Genomic DNA, 17,587 nt, shown 5'->3' with positions numbered 1-17,587 from the left:
CTTTTATGAATTTTATGTATGTGTCGGCAGCTTGAAAGAGCAATGCCGGAGTTTGATACGCATACATTTTCAGTATAGCAAAAATTGAGAAAAAATACTATCGGCAAGAAAGAAAAAATAAAGTAAAACGGAAAAATGATGCAGGCGTATGGAACCGTTCTTTTGTAAAACAAAACTGGAAAAGAGGATTGTGAGGGTTATTGTCAGATTAAGAGGAGTGAACGGTAATGGAAAAAGAGATATAGAAAAGAGCATGTAGATATAGTATGATCAAAGCAGCAAATAAATTTTACATGGAGTTTAAAAAGCGGGATCAAAGAAAAAACGGGTAAAGGGAAACTATTATGAATGGCTAAACAACCCATGTTTTCATGGTGAGGTGGATCGGGAAAACATAGAACTCTCGGACATTATTACATTTCATTTTTATGGTGATTATACGCATGCACGAAGAATGGTAAAGTTTTTGAAACAGTTTAATCGTCCGCTGATTAATACAGAATGGATGCATAATTTGTATCATGCAGATTTTACTCCGTATGATCAGGAGGAGTTGGATATACTAAAGAAGTGTAATGAAGATAAGAATATCTGGAAATAAGGAACTAGGAGAAACAAAAACGTTGACGAAAAAAAAGAAATTTGATAAACTGGAAAAATAAAAGGGAGTAGCTAGCCAACCGTGTTCACTTCTTCGTCAGTACAGCTATTGATATTCAATAACTCGGAAAGTGATTAAATAGCGAGACTTTTACTGTAGATGCAGTAGGAGTCTCTTTTTTTATGCCTATAACACCTGCTGCAAAGAATGCAAAAGAAAGAGAGGAAGATACGTATGATGTTACAGGCAGGGATTTTGATAGTGGGTTTCCTTTTTCTGGTAAAAGGAGCAGACTGGTTTGTGGAAGGGTCTGCAAGCATAGCAAGAAAGTTTGGAATTCCCCAGCTGATTATCGGACTTACCATTGTTGCAATGGGAACGAGTATGCCGGAGGCTGCTGTAAGTATTACCGCAGCGATGCAGCAGAACGCAGGAATTACGATAGGAAATGTGGTTGGAAGCAATATTTTGAATATTTTTATTATTCTCGGACTTACGGCATTAATAACAAATGTGGCAATACAAAGGTCTACCTTGTTTTATGAAATACCGTTTATGATGTTTGTTACGGTAGTTTTAATGATATGCGGAATCACAGGAGGAAAAGTAACGTTTGCCGAGGGCATAGTCTTATGGGTACTGTTTCTTGTATATCTTGGCTATTTGTTTGTAATGTCGAAAAAAGGGGAAAATCCGGAAGAGGAGGAAGCGAAAAATTATCCTGTCTGGAAATGTCTTCTTTTGATGGTGGCAGGCGGCGTCCTGGTTGTAAAAGGAAGTGATTTTGCCGTCAGCGGGGCAACCGAGATTGCACGATACTTTGGAATGAGTGAGCGTTTTATCGGACTGACGATTGTTGCTCTCGGAACATCCCTTCCGGAGCTGGTAACATCTGTGACAGCAGCAAAAAGAGGGAATGCAGGAATTGCAATCGGAAATATTGTCGGAAGCAATATTTTTAACATTTTATTTGTAATTGGAACAGCCGCACTGATCTGTCCTGTGCCATTTGAAACTAAATTTATTGTAGACACAGGAATCGCAATTCTGGCAGGTCTGGTTTTATGGATTGGGACGTACAAGAACAGGGAATTACGGAAAACGTGTGGTGTCGTTATGCTTTTATGCTATGCAGGATATTTTGCATATTTATGTGTGGTATAGGATGAACCATTTTTGATGAAACCATTATTTAAGCACCGACCATTTGGCCGGTGCTTTTGAAGTGCATTCAAAGCTATGCGAAACGGAAGAAAAAATCAAGAATCATGCTAGAATCTAGTACATCGTTTTGTAAATAACTATACCAATCACGCAGGATGCAGATTCGAGTGTGCAGGTATAAAAATGTAGGCGTAGCGGGCTACGCCGAGGCTTTTATGCCTGTGCAATCAGATTTGCAGACAAGTGAGTGGTATAGTTATTTCGAAAACGATGTACTAGCTTCGGAAGGCGGAAAACAGTCCCAAAAAGTGCAACAATTTTCTGGAAAATATGCTATAATCTGGTCAAAGTAGAGAAAAGCGGAGAGTAGAAATGAAAAAATTACCAGAATCAGAACAGGAAATTATGATGATTGTATGGGAATATGCGGAACCTGTCAGCCGATTTCAAATTGAAGAGAAATTGAATGTAGAGAAAAACATTGCACCGAGTACCATTTTAACATTGCTTACTCGTTTGGAAAAAAAAGGATTTATTCAAAAAGTGAGGAATGGGAAATCAAATCTTTATGTACCATTAGTAGAAAAAGAAAACTATATAGGCACAGTTGGAAAAAACATGTTAGATAAAATGTTTCAAGGGTCATTAGCAAAATTCGCATCGTCATTGTATGATGGAGAAAAACTTAGCTCAAAAGAGGTTAAGCAATTGCAGGAATTTATTGACAGACAAAAATAGAAAAAGTGGTGTAGAGGACATAGTTACAGATGGCATTTATCATAAAGTGGAATCTTTTCATAGGCATAGTCGCATTTATGGCATATGTTGTACAAAAAATAATGGGGAAAAGACTCGGTCATTACTGGAGAAAGGTAGTCTGGATACTTCTGACAATTAAAATGTGCTTTCCGTTTTGGAGTGTGACGGAGAAATTCCGGCAACATTTTTTTATAATTTCTATGCCGGCATATTATATGGGGGAACAAAATCAAAAGACTGCGATCATGACGAAAATTGGAAACGTTTCAATTCGAGAGTGGATGTCAGGCGAAAAATTTTTGCCGTATATATGGCTTGCAGGGATGATTTTATGCCTTTTGTTTCACGCAATACAATATAGAATATGGAAAAAAAGAATATTTGCAGAATGTAAAAGAATGCAAAAAAATTCCGTATTAGAAGCTCTAAAAAAAGCAAGCGAAGTTTGTAAAATAAAAAAAACAGAAATATGGGTCTGTGAAAATCAAGATTTTTATTCTCCTATGTTGTTTGGTGTACGAAATACAAAAGTATTGATTCCACAAGAAATGCTGGAAACGGAAAATTACTCCTATGAAGAATGGTATTTGATTTTTTTACATGAATTGACACATCAGAAAAAACACGATTTATGGTATAAAAGGTTTCTTCAAATTATAAGGGATGTTTATTGGTTTTGTATCCCAATGCTGTGGGTGCAAAAAATGGCAAATATAGATATCGAATGTGTCTGTGATGAGACTGTTACAAAACATATGAATCTGACGCAACGGAAAGATTATTGCAATGTTATTTTAAAAGTGGCTTCAAAACAAACGAAAAAAGAATTATCTGGAGTTGTTTCAATGGTATCAGAAACAGAGATACTGAAAGAACGATTTTACAATGTGTTTTTAGCAAGAAAAAAACTTCGAATATACGTCACTGTTTTTCTTTTTGGAATAATTATTTTGAGTTTTTCGGAAATGCAAATAGCGCGACAAATATGGTCATCATCGCATATAGAAAATTGTCCCAAATGCAAAGCTGCGGTACAAGGAGAAGTGGTTTGGAATGCATGGGAAAATGAAAAAAATGTAGTATGTACACATCAATATGCATGGGGAGATGACTTACAGAAAGCCAGATATGGAGTAGAAAAAATCAGGTGTAATGAATGTGGAAATTTTTTTGAGATAAAGATCAGGCAAGAAAAAATAGTCTGCCATGGGTATAATGATTAATTAGACAAATGTAGAAAAAAGATTGACAAAAAGTAGGAAGTATGGTATTTTTTTTGTTACACAAATGTAGAACGTACGTTGACAGGTATAATAAATTTTTAAGGAGAAAAGTATGAAAGCGGTAAAGAAAAAAATTTCCATTTTTCTAATGACCTTAATGTTGGCCAGTACATTTTCTGCCAATGTAACAAAAGCGGATGTTATCGAAAGTAAGAATATTTTTGCGTATGAAGAAATTATGCCGTATGCTGCAGTTTGCCCGAGATGTGGAGGAAGAATAACATCGTCAACCGTATGGGGAAGCTGGATAAGCAGTGGTACAGTTACATGTACTCATGGTCACGCATGGGGAACTGATTTGAAGCAGTATAGAACAGGAATAAAAACTACAAAATGTTTAAATTGTAACGCAGGAAATACTGCTAATGTGAAAGAAACAAGAACAATTTGTCACGGATATGATAATTAATGGTTAAAACACAAGGCTGTTGTATGATATGTAAAAAAACAGAAGTCATGCAATAGCCTTGTGCCATATAGAAACATAGGGGGTAGCATAATGATGGGAAAAAGGTTGAAAGAAATTTTTGGTTTGATTCTGATTAACATCACATTAGTCAGTGGGAGCTTAAATGCAGAAACGGTATATGCAGATACACAAGCCAAGATTGAAATTGAGAAAACGGAAATGCCATTAAAAATTTGTGTTGATGAAGAAAATAAAAAAACGGTACTTCAAATAGTGGCAGCCTGGAAGAAAATATATAAAAATAATGGAGTGGAATTAATGGTAATCCCATCAGGGCAACAGGCTTCGGAAGAAAAAGTACAGGAGATCCAGAATGAAATTACGACGGGAGAAGGGCCGGATGTATTTTTCGCAGAAGGGCCGAATCCGACTTGGAGTGAGCAAAGAGTAGTTGTTTTTGAAGACCCCAAAAAAGAAATGTATCAGGGAACCTTTCTTTCGTTGAAACCATACATGAAATATTTTGATATAGATATTTTAGAAGAGAAGATTTTGTCTGCAGGTATGGCTAATGAGGAACAAATACTGCTTCCTATGACATACGATTATTTTCTATATGCATTTACAACACAGGATTTACCGGAAAATACAGAAATATCAAGAAATTGGCTGGAATTAGCCAGACAAAAAGAAAAAGCAATTCAACAGATTGTAGGGCAAAGAAGTGGGGTTCAATTTTTTGATACATTTAGTGAGGTGGTTGATTATAAGAAAAAAACACTTCTATATTCGGAAGAGCAGATAAAAAAAGTTTTGGATGAAACAGTAGCATTAAAAACAAGATCATTAGCTTTAAACTGGAAAATAAAAGATACAGGAGTAGTAAGTCTAAATGATTTGGAAGAACTTGGAGGTGAAAAAACAGTTCATACGGTATTTGCAATGCCGAATCAGGAAGGCGGATTCACTGCAAATGTTACACTTTATGCAGGAATTAATAAGAACACAAAGCAACCTTTAAAAGCAGTCTCCTTTTTACAAATGCTATACAGTGAAGAAGTTTTATCGGGAAAAGGAATAGAGTTAGAAGATAAAAGAGAGGCAAGCAATATAAGATTTCCGCAAGGGGTTTCTATTTACAAAAAGGAACTAGAAAAACGAATGCGGAGTCTTTCGAGACAAGATCAAAAACAAATCAAAACGATACAGGAAGAAGTAAAAACTGTTCGATTTTATTCGGTATGGGACAGGGAACTTAATTCCTTATTATCTAAGTATGAGGCACAGGAAGATGAAAAGCAAAAAGAGCATGTCTTCATAAAAACAATACAGAAATGGAAGGAAAAAATACAGAAATGACATAAAAAATCAGTCCTGTGGAGTGAGAGTTGCAAGAAACAGATTTTCCGGAGTACTGTGGAACAGTCTGTAAAGCCAAAGCGGATATTCGCAATCCGCTTCGTTACTTGCTCATAACTGAATAGCTGCTTCACAGCTTATCAGGACTTGGTTGATTCGGTTAAATTCTTTTAGGGTTTGTCAAGGGTGATGAGTAGCTTTAAAAACAGGCTCCTCTTCACCCTTAATTTATATATCGGTTAATGATCTGTGCGTTTGAGAAATTGATTCGTATATATCAAGACACACATGGCAGAGCATTATTTTTGACAGGATGATGAAACCATTATTTAAGCACCGACCATTTGGCCGGTGCTTTTGAAGTGCATTCAGAGCATTACTTTTGACAGGGATTTTTAGAAACAATAACTTTTGTCGGTCGATACAGTTTTTCACCGAAGAAGTAGCCTTTCTGTATTTCCTCGACAACTCTGTCTTCTTCCACCCGGTCTGTCTCTTCGATGTGTACTGCATCATGGATATGAGGATCAAATATTGCACCATTTGCTTCAATCGGCAAGACATTCAGCTGGTATAAATTCTGCGCCAAAGCTGTACGGAAATCCATCATAAGAAGTTTTTCATCCATATAGGCCCAGCGATTTGTCGTTCTTTCCGAACTGACAATTCCATATTCAAGATTGTCTTTTACAGCCAGCAGCTTTTCAATCCATGTGCTGACCCGGATGTTTGTATCTCCGTCATGACAGTCTGCAAATACTTCTTGTGTCTGTCTGGCGATCATCTGGATTCCCTTTCCAATTGCAGAATCCTTCGTTGTGGGGTTCAGATTTTTTGCACCCAGGCAAAACTCTTTTCCGGCCTGAAGTACATTTGCGAGAAGCTGTTTCGGCACGAAAACGGTGTTTATCGGGAAAGGTTCCGGTTTTTCTTCTGTGAATTGACTCAAATCTATCTTTGCACGTTTCTCTCCTGATTGCAGTATCAGGGTAAAATCGCCGCATTCCATTCCAACCTCGATCCATGCTGAAAACTCGGCTTGCAGATCTTGTTTTCTGCAATTTGAAATTACACGAATTATAAATCCAACACAGGAATTTGTCCAATACCTGAGACAAAAAAACAGTCCAAAAAGTGCAACAAAAAAGTCAAATCAGAACATTTCCTTTCTTTGCGGGATATGCTAAACTTTTTCTATCATAAGAAAAAAGGATGTACGAACAGGGGTTTTTACGTACTGTCCGGAAAGAGGAATTTTGATGAAAAAACAGTATTTCTGCAATCCGTTAAATATGGATTACCGTTACCAGTTTATTCAGGATATGAGAAGCGGTGAGGACAAGATTTCCCGCGAGGCCGCCGATCCGTCGATGATTTTATTTCAGGGAAAGTATTATATTTTTGCGTCCATGACGTTGAGCGTCTGGGTTTCGGAGGATATGGTTCACTGGGAGAGCCACCGTCTGCCGGACAGCCTGCCGCTGTATGACTATGCGCCGGATGTGCGCGTGGTCGGCGATTACGTGTATTTCAGCGCATCCCGTCGTGGCACGATCTGCGATTTTTACCGCACGAAAGATATCTTAAACGGTCCGTTTGAGCGTATTCCGGGAACCTTCGATTTCTGGGATCCGAACCTGTTTCTTGATGATGACGGAAAGCTCTATTTTTACTGGGGATGCAATAACGTGACTCCGATCTGGGGTGTGGAGCTTGAACCGGAGACGATGGTTCCAAAGACCGAGAGAAAAGAACTGATCTACGGTCAGCCGGAAAAAATCGGATACGAGCGCGTCGGAGAAAATCATTCCAAAATGCCGCTGAGTGAAGAAGAAGCTGTTGAAAAATTCAAAGAATTTCTGAAAGCACAGGGAAAAGATGCGGATCATCTGACGGAGGAGCAGATCGGGTTTGCCAAAATTATGTTCAGTCAGAGACCGTTCATCGAGGGCGCATGGATGACGAAGCATGACGGAACCTATTACCTCCAGTATGCCGGCCCGGGAACGGAATACAACGTTTACGGTGACGGTGTTTACGAGAGTGATTCCCCGCTTGGCCCGTTCCGTCTGGCAAAGAACAATCCATATTCCTATAAACCGGGTGGATTCCTGCGCGGTGCAGGCCACGGTTCGACGATGGAAGACCGCTATGGAAACTGGTGGCATACCGCGACAATGCAGATCAGCAAAAACCACGATATGGAGCGTCGCGTCGGCATCTGGCGGGCAGGTTTCGACAAAGATGGTGTCCTGTTCTGTAATCAGCAGTTCGGCGACTGGCCGATGGCGGTGGAGCAGGCAAAAGAAGACCCATGGGCAAAACCGGAGTGGTATCTCTTAAGCTATCAGAAAGCAATGACGGCATCGTCCTCGGAAGAAGGCAGAGAACCGTCGTTTGCGACAGATGAAAATATCCAGACCTGGTGGCGCGCAGCCGGAAATCAGCCGGGTGAGTGGATTTCGATGGATCTTGGTGAGGTAAAAGATGTCCGCGCCGTACAGATCAATTTTGCAGATGACAAAATCGATGCACCTCTGCCGGGCGAGCGTCAGGGCGAACGATATATCGACCCGAGCCAGCATAAGACCAGATGGCTGCTTGAGGCATCCGCCGATGGAACAAACTATTTTGTTCTGGCAGATAAATCAGACGCAGAAACCAATTTGCCGCACGATTTCATCGTAAAAGAAGAGGGTGTACAGATCCGTTATCTGAAACTCACTGTTTTTGAAGTGCCGTACAACCAGAATCCATGCATCTCCGGTCTTCGTGTTTTCGGCCTCGGCAACGGCGAAAAACCATCCGCACCGCAGTACCAGGCAGAGCGGACCGGAACTATGGATATGCGCATCACCATCGAGCCACAGACAGACGCTGTCGGATACAACGTCCTCTGGGGTTTTGCACCGGACAAGCTGTATCACAGCTGCATGACCTTTATGCCGGAGCAAAATATTGGAGCGCTGGTAGAAGGCGAAACGGTGTATGTGAGAGTCGATGCGTTTAATGAAAATGGAATTACGGAAGGAACCGTAAGGCCGCTTGCATGATACAATTATATTGAAAAAGCAGAAAAACAGCTCAGGTGCTCTTTGGAGAAATGAACATTAGAAATAAACGGATTGAACATAAGGAGTATTTATGGAAATACATGAATTACAGCAATTGCTGTCAGAAATGTCATTACAGGAAAAAATAGGACAGATGGTGCAGCTCACCGGTGTATACTTCGATAAAGAGGCAGTACTCACCGGTGTTGTTGGCGAACAGTTACCACCGGAATGGATCATTCAATATGCCGGTTCAGTGCTTGGAGTGATCGGTAAAGATAAAATTTATGATATTCAGAGCAGATATATGGAACAGCATCCCCATCATATTCCGCTTCTTTTTATGGCAGATGTTATCCATGGATGTCGGACGATTTTTCCGATTCCGTTGGGGCAGGCGTGTTCATTTCATCCGGAACTGGTGTCTGAGGCGGCTTCTATAGCTGCCTTGGAGGCATCTTCAGAAGGGCTCAGAGCAACATTTTCTCCTATGATTGATGTTTCAAGAGATCCCAGATGGGGAAGGATGATGGAATCCTTTGGAGAAGATCCATATGTAAATGGGATCATGGGAAAAGCAATGGTAGATGGCTATCAGCAGAAAGATGATGCCGGAATAGCGGCATGCCTGAAGCATTTTGCGGGTTATGGGGCAGTGAATGCAGGAAGGGAATATAATGATGTTGAAATATCCCAGCGGACATTTCTGGAACAGTATGTAAAACCTTTCCGTATGGCATTAAAAGCAAAGCCTGCTATGGTCATGACAGCTTTTAATGCTATTGACCGTAAACCGATAAGCGGAAATAAGGAACTTCTTAAGGGGCTTCTGCGGGATAAGGAAGGATTTGAGGGAACTGTAATTTCAGATTGGGGCTCCATAGGTCAGCTGGAAGAACAGGGAGTGGCAGCTGATATGGAAGAAGCAGCAATTCAGGCTTCCGAAGCCGGTGTAGACATTGATATGATGAGTCCTGCTTATATGCTGTGTCTGGAAAAACTGGTAGAAAGCGGAAAAATCCCGAAAGCGTTTGTTGATGAAAGTGCATTCCGGGTCCTGATGATGAAAAATCAGCTGGGGCTTTTTGAAAATCCGTTTGCCGGTCTTGGAAAGAGTGGAAAACTGACTCTGCATAACCGGGAAAAGGCATATCAGCTGGCGGGCGAAAGCTGTGTCCTTTTGAAAAATGAAAAGCTGCTGCCATTAAGCAGGAAGAAGAAAGTTATCTGGGCAGGTCCTTATACAGCGTCAAGAGAATTTTTAAGCCGCTGGTCAATTTTTGGAGAACATGAGGCAGTTGAAACAATAGAAGATATTTTACAAAAAAAGCAGATAGAAGCAGAATGTATTACAGGATGCAATATTCTTTCTGATGAAGAGTGTAAGGTATGGCAGGTGGAACAGGAATTGTCTGACAAGCCAAGGGATGAGCAGTGGCTGGAAACGATAACCCATGAAGATACGGTTGTATGTGTACTGGGTGAACATGAGTCCCAGTCAGGAGAGGCTGCCAGCAGGGCATTTCTGACTTTGCCAGAAGAACAGCAGGTGTTATTTGAAAAAATAGCAGAACGTACAAGTAATATTGTGACTGTGGTAATTACAGGAAGACCATTGGACCTGCGGAGGATATCAGAAAGATCCAAGGCTGTCATTATGGCATGGAGACCCGGCACTATGGGAGCTGAAGCAATCATAGATATTGTGTATGGCAGATTAAACCCTTCCGGCAAATTATCTGTGAGTATCCCATGGTGTGTGGGGCAGGTGCCCATAAGCTACTGGGATGTAAAAACCGGACATATATTTACAGAAGATAATTCAGAAAATCGTTTCACCAGCAGATATATGGATATCCCAAATACGCCGTTATATCCATTTGGCTATGGATTGTCTTATACAGAGTTTGATATTTCGGACATTGATGTGCAGATAGGCCAGGATAAAAAAGTACATATACATTGTAATGTGTGCAATACAGGGAGTGTTGTGGGAGCAGAAGTAGTCCAGTGTTATTATGAAACATTATATGCATCTGTAGTACGTCCAAAGAAAGAACTTGTCCGTTTCCGAAAGGTTTTCCTGGAGCCGGGGGAAAAGAAGGATGTAGATTTCTTTATTGATCAGGAAGAATTCTCATATTATGGGAAAAACATGGAAACCGTCAGTAGCGGAATGAAACTGCGTATCAGTATTGGAAACAGTAGTGACCACCTTGTTTCTGAGAACATTATACAAGCATAGGAGAAAAGAGACATGAAGGATTTTGAAAATGATTTGATTTATTATCCTAATCCGGACCCGGTCAAGGAACCGAGATTTATTTTAAATTCTGTAGATGAATTGGAAAAATCAGCAAAATACAGTGTTACCTGCAATGGAACAGAGCGAGTGGTATACCATACAGATTCGTTTGACTATGTTGTTGTAGTAGATAACGAAGCGTATGATCTGGAGATTTCAATCCATGCATCATATGAAAAACTTGAAATCCGTCCGTCCAGCTTTGGCATAGTTCCTTCTGTAAAAGGAGAAACAATCCATATCCATCTTGATGAACCGAGAAAGTTTACTGTAGAGACAGATGGTGGTCTTCATGATGCATTGTTTGTACTTTGCTCGCACAGGATTGAGAAACCGGCAGATACCACCATCTGCTTTGAAAAGGGCAAGGTATATAATGTAGGAGTTCTTACCTTAAAGTCCAATGATACGGTTTATATTGAGGAAGGTGCGGTTGTATCAGGGTGTGTATATGCAGACCACTGTGATAATATTTCCATTGTAGGAAACGGAATTATCAACGGATCCTGCTGGCATCTGCCGGACAGTAATGCACACCGTTTCTTTATCTATGCCAAGTGGTGTAATAATGTACTCTTAAAAGGCTTTACGGCTGTAGACGGACCTTCCTGGCATGTAGTTCCTGCGGCGTGTGACCATGTTGTGATTGATAATATGAATATTATGTCGAGGATTGTAACGGGAGACGGTATTGATATTACGAGCAGCCAGGATGTAGAGGTAAAAAATTGCTTTATCCGTTCCACAGACGACAGTATCTGCATCAAATCCCAAAGATTGTTTGAAGATCCGTCAACGGTACGTGATGTAACAAAAGTGCGTGTTCACAATAACGTAATCTGGAATGCAGAACCCGGTAATGCCATAGAGCTTGGTTATGCCCTCCAGAGCGAAATCCACGACCTGGTATTTGAAGACTGTGACATCATACACTGCCAGTATGAAGGAAACATGGGTGGTGCGGCGATTTCCATACATCAGGCAGATGGAGGTCATGTTCATGATATACATTATAAAAACATCAGAGTAGAGCAGGCAGAACAGAAACTGTTTGATATTAAGGTTCTGCTTTGCAAATATACGGAACAGCTTGCCAAAGGAGAGATTAATGATATCTATTTTGATAATATCCAGGTGCTGAACGGAGATGTCCCGGTTTCCGTAATCCGGGGGTACCAGACACCGACAGAAGAAGTACGTGTTCATGATGTCCATTTTGATAACATTACTTTTATGGGGAACAAGTGTGAAACCTGGCAGGATATGCGGCTAGTCATAGAACTGGCAAATGATATTTACGTCAACGGTGTCAGAACATGCAGACAGATGAAATTCTGAGAATATTACCATATAGGGAAGATTCAACAAATAATGGCAAGGATTCTCCCACCTCGATAGGTGGTGAGATGAATTGCAAATAAGAAAATTAACGGCAGTGGAGGGCGGAGAGAAATCGGTATCCCTACTGACATGAGGCAAACCACAGTCAGCATTCTGCTGACAAGTCAGACTCTGTGAAATTACCGACTGTGGATTGAAACAACTTCTTAAATGAATATAGTTTTTTCAATTATATTGACAAAGCAGAAAAACAGTTCAGGTGCAGAAATGCACTTGAACTGTTTTGACGTTAGGCGTATCAATGACTAATCCAGCCGACCTGAATGGATCAAGGAAAATTTTACACTTGTTGATTTACCGTTCTTTCTTCATCTCAAACACCAGCGCAATCGGTGCGGAGCCTCGTCTGTATCCTGCCGGGACAGTTATGCAAAGGCCGCCTTCGACTTCTTTGAATGCAACATTTTCTCCGTTTTCCACCATACAGATCTCCGAAATCTTCGCCTCGGTATACGGTACGAAAATTTCTGCCTCTACCGATTCCTGTACCGTCGGATATAACCGGAATACATAGACAGAATCACCTTTCTGTGTGAACGAAAGGGTTCCGCTCTGGTACGGCGCGCAGACGCGGGTTCCGTAGATAGCATCGCCGAAAGTTTTCATCCACTGGCCAAAACCGTTCAGGCTGTCCCAGGCATCGACCGGGATGCGGCCGTCTGGCTGTGGGCTGACGTTCAGTGCCATGTTGCCGCCTTTGGCAACGATGTTGACAAGCATGCCGACAAGCTCACGCGGAGATTTATAATGGTCGCCGTATTCGTACGTAAAGTCAACGCCGAGGGTAAGGCAGCTTTCCCACGGAACGTTCAGCGGTTCTTCCGGAATGCAGAGCTCCGGTGTCACGTAGTTTTCGTAAGCACCGCCGATTGTACGGTCAACGGAGAGAATCCACGGCTGAATCTTACGTGCTTCCTCAACGATCTTTCCAAGCTCAATATCCTGGCCGTTGCTCTCAGAGACCCAGCCCGCGTCGAACCAGAGAATATCCAGCTTACCGTAATTCTCACAGAGCTCCAGAACCTGATTTTTTGTATATTCTTTAAAACGGTTCCACACCTTGGGATATTCCTTCGGATCGTAGGAAGGTCCGCGGGATGTCAGACCATCTTTTCTCAGATCTTCATTCCAGTAGTCCGGGCAGTGCCAGTCGGCTTTGGAAAAATAAGCACCGATGCCGATGCCTTTTGCACGGAATGCATCAAACATGGATTTTACGATATCCGCATTTTTATGTTCATGGAACGGGCAGTCCTCTGCAGTTGTTTTATAATCTGTATATTTGGTGTCCCAGAGGCAGAATCCGTCGTGATGCTTTGTGGTCAGAAGAAGATAACGGAATCCGCAGTCCTCTGCCATCTGCGCCCATTCCTCCGGCTGAAAGCGGACCGGATTAAACGAACGATTCAGGCCGAAATACTGTTTTTTAAAGGTTTCGCCGTCCGTCCAGTTTACCTGGTGGCGGGACCAGTCTGAATCCTTGTCGCTTAATGCCCAGGAGGCAACCATGCCGGGCTGGCAGTACAATCCAAAATGCATCATCAGCGCAAGCTTCTGATCCCGGAACCATTCGAGCTGCTGCAGAACAGCCGGATCGGTCGGACACACATACGTTTCAGCGGCGCTGTAGTTGTGGACACCTTGGGAAACAATTTCCTGTTCTGGATCAGAGGGCGCTTCATTGCCCAGGATATCGATGATCGGTTCCGTTGTTCTGTTTTGATCTTCGTGTTCTAAGTTCTCTGTGCTCATAAGAGAGTCTCCTTCTCGTCAAGATGAAATTCACACCAATACTCGAAAATACAGCCAGAACCCGTTAAAGAGCCGGTTTTGGCACTAAAATAAGAAAGAATCCTGCCCGGAGGGCTTTTTTCTGTAGAAAAAACCGCGGCGACCCGATGACGTGCAGGCGGCCGCGGATCGGACAGGAATCCTGTCCTCGAGATAGTGTGTGTACGGACTCCCGACACCGGGATATCCGTCTGTGTTGTCTATAGAATACCATATAAATGTTAAAAAGTCACCCTTTAAATTTAAACAAAATGTTCATAAAAAATCGGTAAAAGTGAACAAAAAGGATCATAAAAAAATCCCAAAAAATAACCCCCACGGGGGCTTGCAGGACGAATTTTAGCGTAGTAAAGTAAAAAAAGAAAAAAACAGAAACCAAAAAGGAGGAGAACATTATGCATATGGCTGATGCGCTGGTTGCGCCTGCAGTGGCTGCAACAATGTATGTCTGTTCCGGCGGAGTAGCTGGCTTTTCTGTAAAAAAAGTACGCCTGGAGAGCGACCCGAAAAAGATCCCAGTGATGGGAGTGATGGGTGCGTTTGTCTTTGCGGCGCAGATGATTAACTTTACAATTCCGGGCACAGGCTCGAGTGGTCATCTCTGCGGCGGTATGATGCTGACCGCGTTGCTCGGACCGTATGCCGCGTTTTTAACAATGATCGGTGTGCTGCTGATCCAGTGTCTGCTGTTTGCGGACGGCGGTCTTCTGGCGCTCGGGTGCAACATCTGGAATATGGCGTTTTATGGGTGCTTTCTCGGTTATTTCCTGTTCTGGCGTCCGATGATGAAAAAGGGAATGTCGCGCGGAAAGATTGTAGGTGCTTCCATCCTTGGGTGCGTGGTGACGCTGCAGCTTGGCGCTTTTAGTGTGGCACTGGAAACACTTGCATCCGGCATAACGGATCTGCCGTTTTCGGTATTTGTGGCAACAATGCAGCCGATTCATCTCGCGATTGGTCTTGTAGAAGGCCTGATTACAGCGGCCGTTCTGCTGTTCGTCTATGAAGCCCGCCCGGAGATGCTTTCGTGCAGCGAAGAAAGGGCAAAGAGCCGATTTTCTTTCAAGAAGACAATTGCGATCTTAGGAATCGCAGCACTGGTGATCGGCGGAGCCGTTTCTCTTGCGGCATCCTCCAATCCGGATGGACTTGAGTGGTCTATGGAGCGTCTGACTGGTTCGACGGAACTGGAAAACGACGGAACCGGCGCACATGCAGCGGCGGAAGAAATTCAGGAAAAAACGGCACTTCTGCCGGACTATGGATTTAAAAATTCCGATTCCACGTTTGGAACCAGCTTTTCCGGAATTGCGGGATCCGCAGTTGTTCTTATTGTCTGTGTCGGTGCATGCTATGCATTCCGTTTCTTTAAAAAGAAAAAGTCATAAGCTGCACGGAACAGGAGAAAGAAATGAATAAACTTGGCAATGCACTATATGAAATCCATCATATGGATATGCTTGCGGCGAAGGACCAGTGGGTGAACAGGCTTCATCCACTGGTTAAACTTGTTTTAACGATTGTTTTTCTGACCGTAACCATGTCCTTTCAAAAATACGATCTGACCGGCCTGCTGCGCATGGGAATTTATCCGATTGTACTCTTTATCGTCGGCGAAATTTCATTCTGCGACAGTATCCGGCGGCTTCGGATTGTTCTGCCACTTGTCTGCTTTGTGGGGCTGTTTAATCCGATTTTTGACCGTCAGGTAATCGGGTATATTGGTACCGTTCCGCTGACAGCAGGGATGCTTTCCATGGTGACGCTGATGATCAAAGGCATTTACAGCGTACTGGCGGCATATCTTCTGATTGCGACAACATCCATCGAAAAAATCTGTTATGCACTGCGTCTGCTTCACATCCCTGCCATTCTGGTGACACAGGTGCTGCTGACGTACCGCTATGTTACAGTGCTTCTCGAGGAGGCAAACCGCATGACCCAGGCGTACAGTCTGCGCGCGCCGAATCAGAAGGGTGTTCATTTCAAGGTATGGGGAACACTGGCCGGCCAGCTGCTTCTGCGCAGCATGGACCGCGCAAATGAGGTGTATGAAAGCATGACTTTGCGCGGCTATCGGGGAGAATTTTACTATACAGCGAAGGAGCCGTGCAAAGCGAAGGACTGGCTGTATCTGGGCGTGTGGCTTGCACTTTTTGCCGTGCTGAAGGTAACGGGATGAAATGCTGCGTGGGGAGACATCTATTTGCAACGAGTCGGAAGATGTAGAAAAGCAACCCGGTGCAGTGGCCTGCACGCGGAAGAGGAAAGAATTGTCGGGAGATATCAAAAATGAGCCATATTCACATCAATTTTGAACATGTTAATTATTCTTACGAAAAAACAGTCCCGATTCTGCAGGACATCACATTTACCGCACACGAAAATGACAGCATCGGGCTGATTGGAGCGAACGGTGTCGGGAAATCCACGCTGCTGAAATTGCTGGTCGGGCTAAATCCGGACTATGAGGGCAGCATTCGTGTGGAGGAGATGCCGGTTGTGAAGGAGATGCTTCCGAAAGTGCGCGAGAAAATCGGATATGTCTTTCAGGATTCGGACAGTCAGCTGTTCATGTCGACGGTATTCGCGGACGTGGCATTTGCACCACGCAATTACGGACTGCTGGAAACAGAAGTGGAACAGCGTGTCAGCCATGCACTGGAACAGATTCATATCGGGCATTTACGGGACAAGCAGATTTATAAGCTGTCGGGCGGTGAGAAAAAGATGGCATCGATCGCCACGATCCTCGCAATGACACCGGATATCATTCTGATGGATGAACCATCGATTGCACTCGATCCAAAAAACCGTAGAACGTTAATTCATATACTGAACGATTTTGAACATCTGAAAATCATCGCATCGCATGATCTCGATATGATTCTGGAAACCTGCAATCGCGTGATTCTGATGGCCGGCGGACGGATTGTCTGCGACGGGGATACGAAAGAAATATTGACAAACAAAGAGCTTCTTGAGGCAAACGGACTGGAGCTGCCGTTTTGCCTGCAGAAGCCGATGTGGTAGAAGGTTTTGCGGAAGAAAGTGATGAAACACATACGTTGTGGATTTCTCGCGGTGATGGTAGTAATGGCGGGAATCGGAAAAAGTTCGCGTGGACATGGACGTTGGTTCGCTGTCCGTGAAGGTGGTAGAACAGTAGGATCAGGACGTGTTGCTACAATCATTGAGTAATACAATCTGAATATAGATTTGTTATCGTAAGATAACGTTGTGTCCAAACGTAAGATACCCGTAGAACTTCGGTTCTACGGGTTTTTCTGTTACCTGGAAATATAAAAAAGAGTGGAAAAGAATAACGAACAGTATAGAAAAACGGTTGCCGGGAGAGTGTCCTGACAACCGTTTGTGATAACAGAATGATAACAAAATTGTAATTTTAATAATTTGCATTACTGTGAAATGAATAAGTAGTGTATATGTTTTCTAAATTAT

General features: G+C 42.6%; 13 protein-coding genes. 11 read left to right on the top strand and 2 right to left on the bottom strand.

Translation table 11 applies throughout. The features are described from left to right. Positions 1-835 precede the first annotated feature (835 nt). The 5 genes from DWW13_RS13365 (at position 836) to DWW13_RS13340 (ending at position 5,575) form a co-directional block, all read left to right on the top strand. On the top strand, positions 836-1,765 hold the full coding sequence (locus DWW13_RS13365) for a calcium/sodium antiporter (protein WP_055226130.1): 930 nt from the start codon (positions 836-838) through the stop codon (positions 1,763-1,765). A 372-nt stretch (positions 1,766-2,137) separates the two neighbouring features. Then, the gene (locus DWW13_RS13355; protein ID WP_055226132.1) at positions 2,138-2,503 is read left to right on the top strand and encodes a BlaI/MecI/CopY family transcriptional regulator; all 366 of its coding nucleotides are present in this window, start codon (positions 2,138-2,140) and stop codon (positions 2,501-2,503) included. A 29-nt stretch (positions 2,504-2,532) separates the two neighbouring features. Next, positions 2,533-3,747, top strand: a complete 1,215-nt coding sequence (locus DWW13_RS13350; protein WP_055226134.1) for a M56 family metallopeptidase — start codon at positions 2,533-2,535, stop codon at positions 3,745-3,747. A gap of 112 nt (positions 3,748-3,859) precedes the next feature. Further along, positions 3,860-4,216, top strand: a complete 357-nt coding sequence (locus tag DWW13_RS13345) for a hypothetical protein (protein WP_022461240.1) — start codon at positions 3,860-3,862, stop codon at positions 4,214-4,216. Positions 4,217-4,306: 90 nt separating this feature from the next. Further along, positions 4,307-5,575: an extracellular solute-binding protein gene (locus DWW13_RS13340; RefSeq protein ID WP_055226137.1), complete on the top strand. Its 1,269-nt coding sequence runs from the start codon at positions 4,307-4,309 to the stop codon at positions 5,573-5,575. Between the two features lie 376 nt (positions 5,576-5,951). Here DWW13_RS13340 and DWW13_RS13335 read toward each other — a convergent pair whose 3' ends face one another. After that, positions 5,952-6,584, bottom strand: coding sequence for a nucleotide exchange factor GrpE (locus DWW13_RS13335; RefSeq protein ID WP_082424849.1), 633 nt, complete (start codon positions 6,582-6,584; stop codon positions 5,952-5,954). 250 nt (positions 6,585-6,834) lie between these two features. Here DWW13_RS13335 and DWW13_RS13330 point away from each other — a divergent pair, with 250 nt between their 5' ends. From DWW13_RS13330 to DWW13_RS13320, 3 genes are all read left to right on the top strand, one after another. After that, positions 6,835-8,628 carry a family 43 glycosylhydrolase gene (locus tag DWW13_RS13330; protein ID WP_118720302.1) on the top strand — a complete coding sequence of 598 codons (1,794 nt, stop codon included), beginning with the start codon at positions 6,835-6,837 and terminating at the stop codon, positions 8,626-8,628. Between the two features lie 91 nt (positions 8,629-8,719). After that, entirely contained in the window at positions 8,720-10,873 is a 2,154-nt protein-coding gene (locus DWW13_RS13325; RefSeq protein ID WP_118720300.1) for a glycoside hydrolase family 3 N-terminal domain-containing protein, read from the top strand. A gap of 12 nt (positions 10,874-10,885) precedes the next feature. Then, positions 10,886-12,271: a glycosyl hydrolase family 28 protein gene (locus DWW13_RS13320; RefSeq protein WP_118720298.1), complete on the top strand. Its 1,386-nt coding sequence runs from the start codon at positions 10,886-10,888 to the stop codon at positions 12,269-12,271. A gap of 357 nt (positions 12,272-12,628) precedes the next feature. Here the strand turns inward: DWW13_RS13320 and DWW13_RS13315 are convergent, their stop codons facing one another. Then, positions 12,629-14,086, bottom strand: a complete 1,458-nt coding sequence (locus tag DWW13_RS13315; protein WP_117762067.1) for an alpha-L-fucosidase — start codon at positions 14,084-14,086, stop codon at positions 12,629-12,631. A gap of 434 nt (positions 14,087-14,520) precedes the next feature. Here DWW13_RS13315 and DWW13_RS13310 point away from each other — a divergent pair, with 434 nt between their 5' ends. From DWW13_RS13310 to DWW13_RS13300, 3 genes are all read left to right on the top strand, one after another. After that, entirely contained in the window at positions 14,521-15,513 is a 993-nt protein-coding gene (locus tag DWW13_RS13310; protein ID WP_117762066.1) for an energy-coupling factor ABC transporter permease, read from the top strand. A gap of 23 nt (positions 15,514-15,536) precedes the next feature. After that, positions 15,537-16,307 (top strand): cobalt ECF transporter T component CbiQ, encoded by a 771-nt coding sequence (cbiQ, locus tag DWW13_RS13305; RefSeq protein ID WP_055267212.1) that lies wholly within the window; start codon positions 15,537-15,539, stop codon positions 16,305-16,307. 110 nt (positions 16,308-16,417) lie between these two features. Further along, the gene (locus DWW13_RS13300; protein ID WP_055267210.1) at positions 16,418-17,158 is read left to right on the top strand and encodes an energy-coupling factor ABC transporter ATP-binding protein; all 741 of its coding nucleotides are present in this window, start codon (positions 16,418-16,420) and stop codon (positions 17,156-17,158) included. Positions 17,159-17,587 lie beyond the last annotated feature (429 nt).

Origin of the sequence: Blautia sp. AF14-40, assembly GCF_003479665.1 — a bacterium.
GTDB lineage: Bacteria > Bacillota > Clostridia > Lachnospirales > Lachnospiraceae > Fusicatenibacter > Fusicatenibacter saccharivorans.
This window is presented reverse-complemented; position numbering and strand designations above follow the sequence as displayed.